At 69.1% G+C, this 16,498-nt stretch carries 14 protein-coding genes and 1 pseudogene; 13 read left to right on the forward strand and 2 right to left on the reverse strand.

Annotated features, from left to right (window positions below; all coding sequences use genetic code 11):
• Positions 1-132 precede the first annotated feature (132 nt).
• Positions 133-1,308 (reverse strand): MFS transporter, encoded by a 1,176-nt coding sequence (locus FOZ70_RS28395; protein WP_021160157.1) that lies wholly within the window; start codon positions 1,306-1,308, stop codon positions 133-135.
• A 144-nt stretch (positions 1,309-1,452) separates the two neighbouring features.
• Between FOZ70_RS28395 and FOZ70_RS28400 the strand changes: the two genes are divergently transcribed.
• The 8 genes from FOZ70_RS28400 (at position 1,453) to lnt (ending at position 9,771) form a co-directional block, all read left to right on the forward strand.
• The gene (locus FOZ70_RS28400) at positions 1,453-2,385 is read left to right on the forward strand and encodes a LysR family transcriptional regulator (RefSeq protein WP_048025978.1); all 933 of its coding nucleotides are present in this window, start codon (positions 1,453-1,455) and stop codon (positions 2,383-2,385) included.
• 218 nt (positions 2,386-2,603) lie between these two features.
• Entirely contained in the window at positions 2,604-3,977 is a 1,374-nt protein-coding gene (miaB, locus tag FOZ70_RS28405) for a tRNA (N6-isopentenyl adenosine(37)-C2)-methylthiotransferase MiaB (RefSeq protein WP_059552869.1), read from the forward strand.
• Positions 3,978-4,002: 25 nt separating this feature from the next.
• Positions 4,003-5,049 carry a PhoH family protein gene (locus tag FOZ70_RS28410; RefSeq protein ID WP_021160154.1) on the forward strand — a complete coding sequence of 349 codons (1,047 nt, stop codon included), beginning with the start codon at positions 4,003-4,005 and terminating at the stop codon, positions 5,047-5,049.
• Between the two features lie 146 nt (positions 5,050-5,195).
• Positions 5,196-5,972 (forward strand): rRNA maturation RNase YbeY, encoded by a 777-nt coding sequence (gene ybeY / locus FOZ70_RS28415; protein ID WP_059708193.1) that lies wholly within the window; start codon positions 5,196-5,198, stop codon positions 5,970-5,972.
• Positions 5,973-5,984: 12 nt separating this feature from the next.
• Positions 5,985-6,617 carry a gamma-glutamylcyclotransferase gene (locus tag FOZ70_RS28420; protein WP_048025972.1) on the forward strand — a complete coding sequence of 211 codons (633 nt, stop codon included), beginning with the start codon at positions 5,985-5,987 and terminating at the stop codon, positions 6,615-6,617.
• A 70-nt stretch (positions 6,618-6,687) separates the two neighbouring features.
• On the forward strand, positions 6,688-6,837 hold the full coding sequence (locus FOZ70_RS28425) for a hypothetical protein (protein WP_174415894.1): 150 nt from the start codon (positions 6,688-6,690) through the stop codon (positions 6,835-6,837).
• 305 nt (positions 6,838-7,142) lie between these two features.
• Complete coding sequence (locus FOZ70_RS28430; RefSeq protein ID WP_021160150.1) at positions 7,143-8,030, forward strand: transporter associated domain-containing protein; 888 nt, start codon at positions 7,143-7,145, stop codon at positions 8,028-8,030.
• Positions 8,031-8,082: 52 nt separating this feature from the next.
• Positions 8,083-9,771 carry an apolipoprotein N-acyltransferase gene (lnt, locus tag FOZ70_RS28435; RefSeq protein ID WP_219707323.1) on the forward strand — a complete coding sequence of 563 codons (1,689 nt, stop codon included), beginning with the start codon at positions 8,083-8,085 and terminating at the stop codon, positions 9,769-9,771.
• Positions 9,772-9,849: 78 nt separating this feature from the next.
• Here the strand turns inward: lnt and FOZ70_RS28440 are convergent, their stop codons facing one another.
• The gene (locus FOZ70_RS28440) at positions 9,850-11,505 is read right to left on the reverse strand and encodes a tetratricopeptide repeat protein (protein WP_219707324.1); all 1,656 of its coding nucleotides are present in this window, start codon (positions 11,503-11,505) and stop codon (positions 9,850-9,852) included.
• 321 nt (positions 11,506-11,826) lie between these two features.
• Between FOZ70_RS28440 and glyQ the strand changes: the two genes are divergently transcribed.
• From glyQ to FOZ70_RS28465, 5 genes and pseudogenes are all read left to right on the forward strand, one after another.
• A complete protein-coding gene (glyQ, locus tag FOZ70_RS28445; protein ID WP_011885965.1) occupies positions 11,827-12,831 on the forward strand; it encodes a glycine--tRNA ligase subunit alpha in 1,005 nt (334 codons plus the stop codon).
• 22 nt (positions 12,832-12,853) lie between these two features.
• Positions 12,854-14,953 (forward strand): glycine--tRNA ligase subunit beta, encoded by a 2,100-nt coding sequence (gene glyS / locus FOZ70_RS28450; RefSeq protein ID WP_059620592.1) that lies wholly within the window; start codon positions 12,854-12,856, stop codon positions 14,951-14,953.
• A 10-nt stretch (positions 14,954-14,963) separates the two neighbouring features.
• The gene (gene gmhB, locus FOZ70_RS28455) at positions 14,964-15,527 is read left to right on the forward strand and encodes a D-glycero-beta-D-manno-heptose 1,7-bisphosphate 7-phosphatase (RefSeq protein WP_042976157.1); all 564 of its coding nucleotides are present in this window, start codon (positions 14,964-14,966) and stop codon (positions 15,525-15,527) included.
• A 43-nt stretch (positions 15,528-15,570) separates the two neighbouring features.
• Positions 15,571-16,335 (forward strand): lysophospholipid acyltransferase family protein, encoded by a 765-nt coding sequence (locus FOZ70_RS28460; protein ID WP_021161198.1) that lies wholly within the window; start codon positions 15,571-15,573, stop codon positions 16,333-16,335.
• Between the two features lie 46 nt (positions 16,336-16,381).
• Positions 16,382-16,498: pseudogene (locus FOZ70_RS28465) on the forward strand (metal-dependent hydrolase); the annotation flags it as partial.

The following is a 16,498-nucleotide window of genomic DNA, read 5'->3' on the forward strand; positions in this document are numbered from 1 at the left end:
GCGTATCGAAACGCTATCACCCGGCCTTGCACCGGCAAACGAAGTTATCTTCACACCGTTATCAGCATCGCGGAGGAATGCGTTTCTCGCGCCCCGTTTCCCGCCGCTATCGCATCGCGCCGCCGGGCTCGCTCATTGCGCCGCCGGCGCCGCACCGCGTGCCGACCCGCGCGTGTCGAGCCGCATCGCGAACCACGTGACGACGAGCGCCGCGAACGTCACCGCGACGGCGACCCACGGCAGCGCATCGAGCGCGAGGCCGTGTTCCAGCGCAAGGCCGCCGAGCCACGCGCCGCCCGCATTGCCGACGTTGAACGCGCCGATGTTGAGCGTCGACGCGAGATGCGGCGCGCTCGCGGCCTTCTCGACCACGCGCGCCTGCAGCGGCGGCACCGTCGCGAACGCGGCGATCCCCCACACGAACACGGTGACGGCGGCCGCGACCGGCAGGTGGCTCGTCTTCGCGAAGACGGCCATCACGGCCATCAGCGCGACGAGGATCGCGATCAGCGACGGCATCAGCGCGCGGTCGGCGAACTTGCCGCCGAGCGTGTTGCCGATCGTCAGCCCCGCGCCGAACAGCACGAGGATCAGCGCGACCGAGCGCGGCGAGAAACCGGACACGGTCTCGAGGATCGGCGCGATGTACGTGAACACGACGAACACGCCGCCGAAGCCGAGCACGGTCATCAACAGCGCGAGCCACACCTGCGGCTCCTTCAGCACGCGCACTTCGTGGCCGAGGCCGCCCGGCCCGCTGTCGTGACGGTTCGGCACGAGCGCGGCGACGCCGCCGAGCGCCAGCACGCCGAGCCCGGCGACGATCCAGAACGACGCGCGCCAGCCGAGCAGTTGGCCGACGAACGTGCCGAACGGCACGCCGAGCACATTCGACAGCGTGAGCCCCGTGAACATCAGCGCGATCGCGCTCGCGCGCTTGTCGGCCGGCACGAGCGACGCGGCGACCACCGCGCCGATCCCGAAGAACGACCCGTGCGCGAACGACGTGACGACGCGCGCGACCATCAGCATCGCGTAGCCGGACGCGGTCGCGCACAGCACGTTGCCGACGATGAAGATCGCCATCAGCAGCTGCAGCGCGGCCTTGCGCGGCATGCGGCTCGTCAGCACCGCGAGCAGCGGCGCGCCGGCCGCGACACCGAGCGCGTAGCCGGTGACCAGCAGGCCGGCCGACGGCAGCGACACGGCCAGGTCGTGCGCCACTTCGGGCAGCAGGCCCATGATGATGAACTCGGTGGTACCGATGGCGAAGGCGCTGATCGCAAGCGCCAGTAACGGAATGGGCATGACGTTCTCCGGAAGGCGGCGGACGCGGCGCCCGGTCGGTGCCGCACCGCACAAAAGGCAGGATGTGCGCATTGTCCCGAAGACATCGCTATTTGATAATTGGCGTGGCGTTTGAACCATTTTCAAATATTTCTGGAAAATCGCATGGACCGACTGGGCGATATCCGGCTGTTCGTCGAGGCGGCCGAACTGGGCAGCCTGTCCGCCGCCGGGCGCAAGCTGAACCTCACGCCGGCCGCCGCGAGCGCGCGCCTCGCGAAGCTCGAGGCGGCGGTCGCCACCCGGCTGCTCGACCGTTCGACCCGGCAGTTGCGGCTCACCGACGAGGGGCGCCTGTACCTGAACGGCTGCCGGCAGGCGTTGCAGGCGCTCGACGACGCAAACGCGCTGCTCCAGGCCGGCCGCAACGTGGTCGCCGGCCGGGTTCGGCTGTCGGCGACGTCCGATTTCGGCCGCCGCCGGCTGCTCGACTGGCTCGACGAATTCACCGCGCTTTACCCGGACGTGACGTTCTCGCTGACGGCGTCCGACTCGACGGTGAACCTGTGGCAGGACGAGATCGACCTCGCGATCCGTTTCGCCGCGCCGCCCGACGGCGCGCTGATCGCCCGCCGGCTCGCCGCGGACCGGCGCGTGCCGTGCGCGGCGCCGTCGTTCGTCGAACGCCACGGCGTGCCGCGCGATCCGCACGATCTGGCCCGCTTTCCATGCAACGTGATCACGATCGCGTCCGGGCCGATGAACACGTGGCGCTTCACGCGCGGCGACGACACGCAGACCTGCACGGTGCCGCTCGCCACCGCGTTCGAGACCAACGACGGCGGCCTCGCCCGCGAATGGGCGCTGCGCGGCCGCGGCATCGTGCTGAACTCGATCTGGGATGTCGCCGACGACATCCGCGCCGGGCGGCTCAAGGTCCTGCTGCCCGACTGGCGGCACCAGAGCGCGCCGCTGCACGCGATCTATCCCGGCAAGCGCTACATGGCGCCGCGCGTGCGCGTGCTGCTCGACTTTCTCGCCGAACGCTTCGCGCGCGAGGAAGCCGCGCACGACGACCTGCTGAACGCGTGCCGCTGACGGCCGGCGCATCGCGGCTCGAGGGTCGGAACGCGCCGGCCGGCGTCGCGCGGCCGCAACCCGCCGCCCGTCCCGGGCAGCGTGAAAAGCTATAATGGAAAGCTTTCCCGACGGCCTTTCACATGCTGGCTGCACGCGATCCGCGTGCGGCGCGCGCGGCCGTCCCGATTCACTCTTGACGACGCCCCCAGGTCAACCACTGCGAACGGCGAATCCCCATGACCAAGAAAGTTTACGTAAAGACCTTCGGCTGCCAGATGAACGAGTACGACTCGGACAAGATGGTGGACGTGCTGAATGCGGCCGAAGGCCTCGAAAAGACCGACACGCCGGAAGACGCGGACATCATCCTGTTCAACACGTGCTCGGTGCGTGAAAAGGCGCAGGAAAAGGTGTTCTCCGATCTCGGCCGCGTGCGCGAGCTGAAGGAAGCGAAGCCCGGCCTGCTGATCGGCGTCGGCGGCTGCGTCGCCAGCCAGGAAGGCGCATCGATCGTGTCGCGCGCGCCGTACGTCGACCTCGTGTTCGGCCCGCAAACCCTGCACCGCCTGCCGCAGATGATCGACGCGCGCCGCGAGAGCGGCCGCGCGCAGGTCGACATCACCTTCCCCGAGATCGAGAAGTTCGACCACCTGCCGCCCGCGCGCGTCGAGGGGCCGAGCGCGTTCGTGTCGATCATGGAAGGCTGCTCGAAGTACTGCAGCTACTGCGTGGTGCCGTACACGCGCGGCGATGAAGTATCGCGCCCGCTCGACGACGTGCTGACCGAAGTGGCCGGCCTCGCCGACCAGGGCGTGCGCGAAGTCACGCTGCTCGGCCAGAACGTGAATGCCTATCGGGGCGCGCTGGCGGCCGGCTCGACCGAGATCGCCGATTTCGCGACGCTGATCGAATACGTCGCCGACATCCCCGGCATCGAGCGGATCCGCTACACGACGTCGCACCCGAAGGAGTTCACGCAGCGGCTGATCGACACCTACGCGAAGGTGCCGAAGCTCGTGAGCCACCTGCACCTGCCCGTGCAGCACGGCTCCGACCGCATCCTGATGGCGATGAAGCGCGGCTACACGGTGCTCGAATACAAGTCGGTGATCCGCAAGCTGCGCGCGATCCGCCCGGACCTGTCGCTGTCGACCGACATGATCGTCGGCTTCCCCGGCGAGACCGAGGAGGATTTCGACAAGATGATGGCGCTCGTGCACGAGATGAGCTACGACACGAGCTTCTCGTTCATCTACAGCCCGCGCCCCGGCACGCCGGCCGCGAACCTGCACGACGACACGCCGCGCGAGGTCAAGCTCAAACGCCTGCAACATCTGCAGGCGACCATCGAGGAAAACGTCGCGCGCATCAGCCAGTCGATGGTCGGGAAGGTCGAGCGGATCCTCGTCGAGGGCCCGTCGCGCAAGGACCCGAACGAACTCGCGGGCCGCACCGAGAACAACCGGGTCGTGAATTTCCCGGCGCCGCTCGCGTCGCACCCGCGCCTGATCGGCCAGATGATCGACGTGAAGATCAACCACGCGTACCCGCATTCGCTGCGCGGCGAGCTCGTGCTCGTGAGCGACGACGCGAGCGCGGCCACGCACTGACGTTCCACTGGAGCCCGACGCCACTTTGAAGCCGACCCAAGCACTGGAATTCGTCGCGCCGCGCGACGACAATGCGCGCCTCGCCAACCTCTGCGGCCCGCTCGACGAGAACCTGCGGCAGATCGAACAGGCGCTCGACGTCACGCTGTCGCGACGCGGCCACCGGATCGCGATCCGCGGGCGCGGCGCCAAGCTCGCGCTCGCCGCGCTCGAGAACTTCTACAACCGCGCGCGCGATGCGCTGTCGGTCGACGACATCCAGCTCGCGCTGGTCGAGGTGCGCCACACGGGCGGCAACGGCCGCCAGGACACGCTCGACGTGCGCTTCCGCGGCGACCCCGACCATCCGTTCGACGACCCCGTCGTCCAGCTCGACGCCAGCGAGCCGGACGAGGAGCCCGCGCCGAAGCTCTACACGCGGCGTGCCGACCTGCGCGGACGCACGCCGGCGCAGCGCGAATACCTGAAGCAGATCCTGTCGCACGACGTGACGTTCGGCATCGGGCCGGCCGGCACCGGCAAGACCTACCTCGCGGTCGCCTGCGCGGTCGACGCGCTCGAGCGCGACCAGGTCAAGCGGATCGTGCTGACGCGCCCGGCCGTCGAGGCCGGCGAGCGGCTCGGCTTCCTGCCGGGCGATCTCGCGCAGAAGGTCGACCCGTACCTGCGCCCGCTGTACGACGCGCTGTACGACCTGCTCGGATTCGACAAGACGGCGAAGATGTTCGAGCGCCAGATGATCGAGATCGCGCCGCTCGCGTACATGCGCGGCCGCACGCTGAACCACGCGTTCATCATCCTCGACGAGGCGCAGAACACGACGCCCGAGCAGATGAAGATGTTCCTCACGCGGATCGGCTTCGGCTCGAAGGCGGTCGTGACCGGCGACACGAGCCAGGTCGACCTGCCGCGCGGCCACAAGAGCGGCCTCGTCGAGGCGCAGCAGGTGCTCGGCGGCGTGCGCGGCATCGCGCTCACGCGCTTCACGAGCGCGGACGTCGTGCGCCATCCGCTCGTCGCGCGCATCGTCGAGGCGTACGACGAATTCCACGCGCAGCACCAGGACGGCTGACCGGCCGGCGGCACCCGCACGCCGCCCGGCCTGACAGCCCGGCCCGGCCCGCCAGACGGCGCGCCGGGCTTTTTTTCGCCTGCGCGAATTCGGGTGCGATCGGCCGTTTGGTGTATCCTCAACGCGTCCCAATCGCCGCACGCGTCATGAAATCCTCCCGTTCCCGCAAGTCCGGGCGCGCCCAGTCCGCCGCGCCCGCCTCCCCCCGCCTTTCGCTGTTCGATGCGAAAGGCAAGGCCCGGACCGTCAACGCACAAGGGCTGCGCATCGACTTCCCTGACGGCCGCAGCCTGATGTTCGACCTGTCGGGCAGTTCCGGGGAAGCCGCCGTCGCGATCGTCGCGCAGCACAACGATCCGGCCATGCGCGCGAAGATCGCGCTGCAGCCCGAGCACTACGACAGCGTGACGCTGCACGTGGGTGCCGAGCCCGCACCGCGCGAGGACGACACCGAAGACGCACTGCGCGAGCCGGAGCTCGACCTGTCCGTGCAGTACGGCGACGAGATCACGAGCGACGTGCGCAAGACGCTGCCCAAGCGCAAGCTGATTGCCGAATGGCTCGAACCGGCGCTGTTCTCCAGTGCGCAGCTCACCGTGCGCTTCGTCGGCGAAGAAGAAGGCCGCACGCTGAACGCCGGCTACCGCCACAAGGACTATCCGACCAACGTGTTGACCTTCGCGTACGACGCGGCGCCCGACGGCACCGTGATCGGCGACCTCGTGCTGTGCTGCCCGGTCGTCGAGAAGGAAGCGCACGACCAGGACAAGCCGCTCACCGCCCATTACGCGCACCTGCTGGTGCACGGCGCGCTGCACGCGCAGGGCTACGACCACGAGACGAGCGACGAGGACGCAGCCGAAATGGAAGCGCTCGAAGTCGACATCCTCGCGAAGCTGGGCTTCCCGAACCCGTACCAGTAAGCCGTCCGCACGATGCGCAACGCCGCGACGCTCTCGCCCGCCTACCCGCCGTCGATCGGCGACGGGCGCCTGCTGACGGAAGACGAACTCGCGGCGTCGCTCGCGCACACGATGCGCGACTGGGACGGCCGGCAGGATCTGTGGCTGTTCGGCTATGGCTCGCTGATCTGGAACCCGGGATTGCCGACCGTCGCAGCCATACGCGGCAAGGTGCACGGCTATCATCGCGGGCTCTACCTGTGGTCGCGCGTGAACCGCGGCACGCCCGAACGCCCGGGCCTCGTGCTCGCGCTCGATCGCGGCGGCTCGTGCTCGGGCATCGCGTTCCGGCTCGCCGGACCGACCGCGCAACCGCACCTCGAAACGTTGTGGAAACGCGAGATGCCGATGGGTTCGTACCGGCCCGCATGGCTGCCGTGCTCGCTCGAGAACGGCGAGCGCGTGAACGCACTCGCGTTCGTGATGCGCCGCGAAGCGCCGACCTATACGGGCAAGCTGCCAGACCCCGTCGTCAGGGAAGTGTTCAGTTGCGCGGCCGGCCGCTACGGCACGACGCTCGACTACGTCAGCCGCACGGTCGACGCGCTGCGCGCGAGCGGCATCCCCGATCGCGCGCTCGAAGGGCTGCTCGCGCGATGCCGGTGACGCGGCACGGCGCCCGGCTCGCCGCCACGCGCTGCCGCGCCGTGGGCGCATTCTTGCGAGGGCAAGACCGATGAAACCGTCTCGCTGGTCGTGTTGCAGGGTTGCCGCGCTGATCGTCGCCGCGAGCGTCGCGCTGTCCGGCTGCGGAATACTCGGCTGCGGCGGCGCCGCGACCAACGGCGCAGCCGCCGGCGGCTGCTCGGCCGGCATGCGGTTCTGAACCGCGGCCGGGCGAAGTCCGCGTGCGGCAGAATGCCGCCGCTCACCACCCCGGCCGAACGCTTTTCCGCGTCACGGCTCCGCTTCCCGTCCGCACCCGTTTTTTTCGCCGCTGCCCCGCCGCCCTTTTCTGGGATAGGATGGGCGCGAGGACGATGTCGCGCCCGGCGCGGCCGTCCGAGAGCGGGGCCCGTACGCGCTGCCCACCCTGGCCGTGCGGCCGGTGTGACACGGTCGCGTCGTGCCCTTGGTGTATCCTTGCCTACTCCGTGACAGCGCGCTCCGGCATGACCCGGGCGCACCACCATGAACGATTCGTATCCCAGTCGTAAGCCAACCGACAAACCGCAAGAAAAGCGCTCGCTGCTCGAGCGCCTGACCGACTTCATCTCGCCCGAGCCCGAATCCCGCGGCGAGCTGCTGGAAATCCTCCAGGACGCCCACGAACGCAACCTGATCGACGCCGATTCGCTGTCGATGATCGAAGGCGTGTTCCAGGTGTCCGACCTGTGCGCGCGCGACATCATGGTGCCGCGCGCACAGATGGACGCGATCAACATCGCCGACAAGCCCGAGGATTTCATCCCGTTCGTCCTCGAAAAGGCGCACTCGCGCTACCCCGTGTACGAGGAGAACCGCGACAACGTCATTGGCGTGCTGCTCGCGAAGGATCTGCTGCGTTTCTATGCCGAAGAGGAATTCGACGTGCGCGGGATGCTGCGCCCGGCCGTGTTCATTCCCGAATCGAAGCGCCTGAACGTGCTGCTGCACGACTTCCGCGTGAACCGCAACCACCTTGCGATCGTCGTCGACGAATACGGCGGCGTCGCGGGCCTGATCACGATCGAGGACGTGCTCGAGCAGATCGTCGGCGACATCGAGGACGAATACGATTTCGACGAGGAAGCCGGCAACATCATCTCGGGGCCCGACGGCCGCTACCGCGTGCGTGCGCTTACCGAGATCGAACAGTTCAACGAGACGTTCGGCACCGATTTCCCGGATGACGAAGTCGATACGATCGGCGGGCTGATCACGCATCATTTCGGCCGCGTCCCGCATCGCGGCGAGAAGCTGCAGCTCGGCAACCTCGTGTTCGAAATCCAGCGCGGCGATGCGCGCCAGGTCCACGTGCTGCTGGTACGCCGCAATCCGCTCGCGAGCCGTCGCGCCGAAACCTCGCACGAGGACTGACCGTCGCGCGCCAGCCGCGCGTTCCACAACCGCTCGCCCACCTTCGCTTCACATGGACGATCCGATCCTGTCCCGCCCGGCTGGCGGTCTTCTCGCGCCGCCTCCCGGGCGCGCGCTGCCGCGCTGGCACTACCCGGCCGCGCTGCTCGCCGGCGCCGCCAATACGCTCAGCTTCGCGCCGACGCCGCATGGCGGCTGGCTGCAACTCGTCGTATTCGTCTGGTTTTTCGCGCAGCTCACGCGCACCGCGAGCTGGCGCAGCGCCGCGCTCACCGGCGGCGCGTTCGGCTTCGGCAATTTCATCAGCGGCATCTGGTGGCTCTACATCAGCATGCACGTCTACGGCGAGATGGCCGCGCCGCTCGCGGGCGGCGCGCTCGTGCTGTTCTCGCTGTACCTGTCGCTGTACCCGGCGTTCTCCGCCGGGCTGTGGTCGTTCTGCGCGGGCCATGCGTGGCATCGCCGCACGCCCGACCCGCGGCCGTTTTCGCCGACCTGGCACGGCGCATTCGCATTCGCGAGCGCATGGGCACTCGGCGAATGGCTGCGCGGCACCGTCTTCACCGGCTTCCCGTGGCTCGCAAGCGGCTATCCGCAGGTCGACGGCCCGTTCGCGGGCTTCGCGCCGGTCGCCGGGGTGTACGGGATCGCGTGGGTGCTGGCCTTGTTTGCCGCGCTCGTCGTACAGGCGCTCGCCGCCGCCCGGCCGTCGCCGCTCGCCGAACTCCGTGCCGGCAATGCGCGTGTGCGCATCGCCGCGCCGGCCGGCATCGCGGTCGCGCTGATCGCGGCCGGTCTCGGGCTGTCGCAGGTCACGTGGACCGTGCCCGCGAACGCGCCGCTCACCGTGCGGCTGCTGCAGGGCAACGTGAAGCAGGACATCAAGTTCGAGGAAGCGGGCATCGACGCGGCGATCAAGATGTACACGCAGATGATCGTCGAGAAGCCGGCCGACCTGATCGTCACGCCCGAAACCGCGATCGCGGTGATGATCCAGGAATTGCCCGAGCCGTTCGCCGTCGCGATCCGCAAGTTCAGCGACACGACGGGCTCGGCCGTGCTGTTCGGCGCGGTCGGCGCATCGGTGACCGAGGACGGCCACTACGTCGACTATACGAACAGCCTGTACGGCGTGACGCCGAATTCGCGCGACATCTATCACTACGACAAGCACCACCTCGTGCCCTTCGGCGAATTCATCCCGTGGGGTTTCCGGTGGTTCGTCGACCTGATGAAGATGCCGCTCGGCGACTTCGCGCGCGGCGCGCCGGTGCAGAAGCCGTTCCTCGTGCACAACCAGCCGGTGATGGCCGACATCTGCTACGAGGACTTGTTCGGCGAGGAAATCGCCGCGTCGATCCGCGACAACCCGCAGCCGCCGGGCGTGCTCGTCAACGTGACGAACCTCGCGTGGTTCGGCGACACGATCGCACTCGACCAGCACCTGCAGATCGCACGGATGCGCTCGCTCGAGACGGGCCGGCCGATGCTGCGCTCGACCAACACCGGGATGACGGCCGCGATCGATGCGCGCGGCCGCGTGCTCGGCCAGCTGAAGCCGTTCACGATCGGCTCGCTCGACGTGCGGATCGAAGGCACGAGCGGCTTCACGCCTTACGTGACGAGCGGCAACAACATCGTGCTCGCGGTGTCGCTGGTGCTGCTCGCGTTCGGCTTCACGTTCGGCCCCGGGCTGCGCCGGCGCAACGGCGGGAACAACGGCGACGCCCCGCCGAAATGATGCGGCACGCCGCCACCGCGCAGCGCGTGGTGGCGGCCGCCGCATGCAGCGGCCGTTGACCGCGAACCGGCCGGCCGCTCAGGCCCGCCGGGCCGACTCCACCGCCTGAACCGGCTGCGCAGACAGGCGCCGCAGGTCGCGGCTCACCGCTTCCATCACGGGCTCCCATGCGCCGAACGCCGGCTGCCGGTACAGGGTCGCGCTCGGGTACCACGGGCTGTCCGTGCGTTCGAGCAACCACGGCCAGTGCGGATTCACGTCGAGCAGCACCCACGTGCGCGCGCCGAGCGCGCCCGCCAGATGCGCGACCGACGTGCACACGGTGATCACGAGATCCAGCGCGCCGATGAACGCGGCCGTATCGTCGAAGCTCGTCAGTTCCGCCGTGAAGTCCTCGATCGCGAAGCCGGCCGCGCGCGCCGCCGCGACATCCGCCTGCGCACCCGGCTGCAGCGAATGAAACGCGACGCCGTCGATCCCGCGGAATGCGTCGGCATAACGCTCGAGCCCGACGCGCCGGAACGGATTGCGCTGGTGCCCCGCGCTGCCCGTCCACACGAGCCCGACCTTCAGCCGGCTGTCGCCCGCGAGCCGCGCGCGCCACGCGTCACGCGCAGGCGGATCGGCATGCAGGTACGGCACCGACGACGCGAGCGTCGACGCTTCCATGCCGAGCATCAGCGGCAGGCCGATCAGCGGTATTTCGTAATCGAAGGCGGGCAGCACGTCGACGCCGCCACCCGCGCTGAACGCATCCGCATGCGCGCCGAGGCTGCGCTGCATCAGTGTGCCCACCTGCGGAAACGTGTTCCATATGAGCCGGCCGCCCTCGCGATGCACGCGCTCGGCGAGCGGCGCGACGAAGCGGCAGAACTGCAGCACGTCGCCGAGCCCCTGCTCGCCCCACACGAGCAGCGTCTTGCCGGCGAGCGGCTCGCCCTGCCAGCGCGGGCCCGGCAACACCGGCCGGCGGCCGCGCAACTCGCCCGCGCCGTCCCAGCGCGCCTCGTGGCCGCGCCAGCCGGCCGCGTGGTTGCCGCGCACGAGCTGGATGATCGCCAGATTGAAACGGTAGGACGCGTCGTCGGGCGCCAGCTCGCACGCGCGCGCCGCGCAGCGCTCGGCATCGTCCCAGCGCTGCGCCTCCTTCATCGCCATCGCGACGTTGTTCATCGCGAGCGCGTTGTCGGGCGCGAGCTCCACGAGCCGCGCGGCGCACGCGAGCGCGCCGTCCAGGTCGTGCGTCGCGATCCGCGCGACGACGAGGTTGATCCATGCCTGCACGTCGCACGGATCGGCGCGCACGGCCGCGTCGAGCAGCGCGATCTCCTCCGCGCGGTCGCTGCCCGACAGCCGCAGCGCGATCGCGAGGTTGTTGCGCAGCGACGGCCGCCCGGCATCGAGCGCCAGCGCCGCGCGATACGGCGCCACGGCGTCCGCGTGACGACCGGCCATCTGCAGCGCGTAGCCGAGATTGAAGTATGCGGTCGCGCCCGGCTGCACGCGCGCCGCGCATTCGGCGAGCGCGACCGCATCGGCCGTGCGCTGCCGCGTGACGAGCGCGCCGGTGAGTTGCGCGAGCGCATCGGCGTCGACCGCATGCAGGTGCGCGGCGGCGGCCAGCCACAGATCGTGCGCGGCGGCCTCGCCGCGCGCCTGCGCGTCGGCGGCCTGCCCGAGCAGCGCGAGGAAGGGCGGAAGCAGCGGAATGAGGATGTCGGTCGGTTCGTCCATGCAGTCGGGATCGGCAAGCGGTGGCGCGGCACGCGTCGCGCGCACCGCAATACGCGCATCTTAACGCCCGTGCGAAGCCGTGCGGCACGCGCGTCGCGACCTGCCGCGCGCGGCCGCCCGGCGCGCGCCGGCCATGCCCGCGCAGGCCGCCCGGACGGGGCCGACGGCACGCCCGCCCGCGTTCCGGCCGCATCCGCTCGCCGATCCGGTAAAATTACGCGTTTCAGCACACTAACAAGCCGCGCCGCCGCGCGAGCCGACCCTCCGGGCCCCGCCCGGAGCGCCGCCCGCAACGGAGCGCCAGCGCCACGAAGGCTCTTCATGCTTACGTTTCAGCAAATCATCCTGACGCTGCAGTCCTACTGGGACAAGCAGGGTTGCGCCCTGCTCCAGCCCATCGACATGGAAGTCGGTGCAGGCACGTCGCACGTGCACACGTTCCTGCGCGCGGTCGGCCCCGAGCCGTGGCGCGCCGCGTACGTGCAGCCGTCGCGCCGCCCGAAGGACGGCCGCTACGGCGAGAACCCGAACCGCCTGCAGCACTACTATCAGTACCAGGTCGTGCTCAAGCCGGCACCGGAAAACATCCTCGACCTGTACCTCGGCTCGCTCGAGGCGCTCGGCTTCGACCTGCAGCAGAACGACGTGCGCTTCGTCGAGGACGACTGGGAAAACCCGACGCTCGGCGCGTGGGGCCTCGGCTGGGAAGTGTGGCTGAACGGGATGGAAGTCACGCAGTTCACGTATTTCCAGCAGGTCGGCGGCCTCGACTGCAAGCCGGTGCTCGGCGAGATCACGTACGGCCTCGAGCGCCTCGCGATGTACCTGCAGAAGGTCGAGAACGTGTACGACCTCGTGTGGACCGAGTGGGAAGAGCAAGGCCCGAACGGCCCCGAGCTGCGCCGCCTGTCGTATGGCGACGTCTATCACCAGAACGAGGTCGAGCAGTCGACCTACAACTTCGAGCACGCGAACGTCGACCTGCTGTTCACGTTCTTCAACAGCTACGAAGCGGAAGCGAAGAAGATGATCGACGCGCAGCTCGCGCTGCCCGCGTACGAGCTCGTCCTCAAGGCCGGCCACACGTTCAACCTGCTGGACGCGCGCGGCGCGATCTCGGTCACCGAGCGGGCAGCGTACATCGGCCGCATCCGCGCGCTGTCGCGTCTCGTCGCACAGGCCTACTACGACTCGCGCGAGAAGCTCGGCTTCCCGATGCTCGGCAACCCGCCGGGCGTGCCGGGCCTCACCACCGACGCCCAGGATGCCGCGCAGCCGGCATGGGCGCCGCCGCTCAAGGTCGAACGCAAGATCGATCAGGACTGACGAGACGAGATTTATTCCAGACATGACGCACAATCATCCCGCCCCCCTGCTCGTCGAACTGCTGACCGAAGAGCTGCCGCCGAAGGCCCTCGCGCGCCTCGGCGACGCATTCGCCGAAGGCCTCGCGCAACGCCTCGCGGCACGCGACCTCGTCGACGGCGAACTCGTGTTCGAACGCTACGCCACGCCGCGCCGCCTCGCCGTCGTCGTGCAGAACGTGCGCGCCGTCGCCCCTGAAAAGCAGGTCCGCGAAAAGGTCCTGCCCGTGTCGGTCGCGCTCGACGCCGAAGGCAAGCCGACCGCCCCGCTCGCGAAGAAGCTCGCGGCGCTCGGCCACCCGAACCTGTCGATCGCCGATCTCGAGCGTGCGCAGGACGGCAAGGCCGAAGCGTTCTTCATCAACTATTCGGCAGCCGGCGCGACGCTCGCCGACGGCCTGCAGGCCGCGCTCGACGAAACGCTCGAGAAGCTGCCGATCCCGAAGGTGATGACCTACCAGCGCCCGGACGGCTCCGACGTGAAGTTCGTGCGCCCGGTGCATCGCCTGACGGTGCTGCACGACGACCGCATCGTGCCCGTCACCGCATTCGGCGTCGATGCCGGCGATACGACGCTCGGCCACCGCTTCCTGTCCGACGGCCTCGTCGCGATCCAGCATGCGCGCGCGTACGCCGACACGCTGCGCGACAAGGGCCGCGTGATCGCGCACTTCGCCGATCGCCGCGAAACGATCCGCACGCAGCTGAACGAACACGCGAACGGCGATACCGTCGTGATGCCCGAGTCGCTGCTCGACGAAGTGACGTCGCTGGTCGAATGGCCGGTCGTCTACCCGTGCCGCTTCGAGGACGAATTCCTGCAGGTTCCGCAGGAATGCCTGATCCTCACGATGCAGACCAACCAGAAGTATTTCGCACTGACCGACGTCGCCGGCAAGCTGCGCTCGCGTTTCCTGATCGTGTCGAACATCGAGACGAAGACGCCGGGCGAGATCATCGAAGGCAACGAGCGCGTCGTGCGCCCGCGCCTCGCCGACGCGAAGTTCTTCTTCGAGCAGGACAAGAAGAAGCCGCTCGCCGACCGCGTGCCGCAGCTCGCGAACGTCGTGTATCACAACAAGCTCGGTTCGGCGCTCGCGCGCGTCGAGCGCCTCGAGGCGCTGGCCGGCGAGATCGCCCCCGCGATCGGCGCCGACGCCGCACACGCGAAGCGCGCCGCGCGCCTCGCGAAGGCCGACCTGCTGACCGACATGGTCGGCGAGTTCCCGGAACTGCAGGGCACGATGGGCACGTACTACGCGCGCCACGACGGCGAAGCCGACGACGTCGCGCTCGCGTGCGCCGAGCACTACCAGCCGCGTTTCTCCGGCGACGCACTGCCGACCACGCCCGTGTCGACCGCCGTCGCGCTCGCCGACAAGCTCGAGACGATCGTCGGCATCTGGGGGATCGGCCTCGCGCCGACCGGCGAGAAGGATCCGTTCGCGCTGCGCCGCCACGCACTTGGCGTGCTGCGCCTGCTGCTCGAGAAGCAGCTGCCGCTCGATCTCGTGTCGCTGCTGCGCACGGCTCATGCGCGCTTCGAAGGCGTGCCGGGCGTCGCCGAATCGACCGACGCGATCCTCGCGTTCTTCATGGATCGCCTGCGCGGCCTGCTGCGCGAGCGCGGCTATTCGGCCGGCGAAATCGACGCGGTGCTGAGCCTGAACCCGACGCGCGTCGACGATCTCGTCGCGCGCCTCGACGCGGTGCGCGAATTCACGCGCCTCGCGGAAGCCGAGGCGCTCGCGGCCGCGAACAAGCGGATCTCGAACATCCTGAAGAAGTCGGAAGGCGGTGCGAACGGCGCGGTGCAGCCGACGCTGCTCGTCGAGGCCGCCGAGAAGGCGCTGCACGAACAGCTCGCGGCCGTGACGCCGCACGTGCAGTCGCAGCTCGAGGCGCGTGCGTACACGGGCGCGCTGTCGGCGCTCGCCGCGCTGCGCGCACCGGTCGACACGTTCTTCAACGACGTGATGGTCAACGCGGAAGATCCGGCACTGCGCGCGAACCGTCTCGCGCTACTGTCCGCGCTGCACCAGCAGATGAACTGCGTCGCCGACATCTCGAAGCTCGCCGCATAAGGGCCGCACGATGCCGACCAGCCCCAACCGAAAGCTCGTCGTCCTCGACCGGGACGGCGTGATCAACGTCGATTCGGATGCGTTCATCAAGACGCCCGACGAATGGATCGCGCTGCCCGGCGCCCTCGAGGCGATTGCCCGGCTCAACCACGCGGGGTATCGCGTGGTCGTCGCGACCAACCAGTCCGGCATCGGTCGCGGGCTGTTCGACATGGCCGCGCTCAACGAGATGCACCTGAAGATGCATCGCGCGGCGGCCGCGGTCGGCGCGCGGATCGACGCGGTGTTCTTCTGCCCGCACACGGCCGAGGATCACTGCGACTGCCGCAAGCCGAAACCCGGGATGATGCAGATGATCGCCGAGCGCTTCGAGATCGATCCCGATCACACGCCGGTGGTCGGCGATTCGCTGCGCGACCTGCAGGCCGGCGTCGCGGTCGGCTGCCAGCCGCACCTCGTGCTCACCGGCAAGGGCAAGAAGACGCTCGCCGCCGGCAACCTGCCGCCCGGCACGAAGGTCCACGACGACCTGCGCGCGTTCGCGCTCGATTTCCTTTCACACGAACACGAGTGATGCGGCCGCCGCGCGCATCCTCCCTAACGCCAGACTTACGCCGATGCGCTTCGTCCGCTCCCTGCTGCTGCTGATCTACTTCGTCGTGTACACGGTGCCGTACGCCACCGCGTGCTTCATCGCCTTTCCGTTCATGCGCGCCGACGCGCGCTACTGGATGGCGGCCGGCTGGTGCAAGTCCACGCTGTGGGTCGTGCGCTGGCTGAACGGCATCCGCTACCGGATCGAGGGCTACGAGAACCTGCCCGACGGCCCGGCCGTGCTGCTGTCGAAGCACCAGTCCGCATGGGAAACGCTCGCGTTTCCCGCGCTGATGCCGAAACCGCTCTGCTACGTGTTCAAGCGCGAGCTGCTGTACGTGCCGTTCTTCGGCTGGGCGCTCGGGCTGCTGCACATGGTCAACATCAACCGCAAGGAAGGCAAAAACGCGTTCACGTCGGTGATCCGCCAGGGCAAGAAGCGCCTGTCGGAAGGCGCATGGATGATCATGTTCCCGGAAGGCACGCGCACGCCGGTCGGCAAGCAGGGCAAGTACAAGACGGGTGGCGCGCGCTTCGCGATCGAAACCGGTGCACCCGTCGTACCGATCGCGCACAATGCAGGCCGGGTGTGGCCGCGCAACTCGTTCACGAAATTCCCGGGTGTCGTCACCGTGTCGATCGGCAAGCCGATCCCCAGCGAGGGGCTGACGCCCGATGCATTGAACTCGCAGGTCGAAGCATGGATCGAAGCGGAAATGCGCCGGATCGATCCGGATTCGTATCGCCAGGCGGGCAACGCCGGCACGCGCGATGCCGCGCGTGTCTGACGCCCCCGGGTGGCAGCCGTTGCGTACGACAAAAAGAAGCGAATTGATGAAACAGCGTCCGCGGCCACGGCCTGCCGTCGTGGCCCTCGATCATCGCCAGATGGATCTGCCGCTCTTCGACGGGCCGGCCGCCGCACCGTCTGCGCCCGCCGCCCCGCCCGCG

This window comes from Burkholderia sp. COPS, from assembly GCF_019425585.1.
Classification (GTDB): Bacteria; Pseudomonadota; Gammaproteobacteria; order Burkholderiales; family Burkholderiaceae; genus Burkholderia; species Burkholderia cepacia.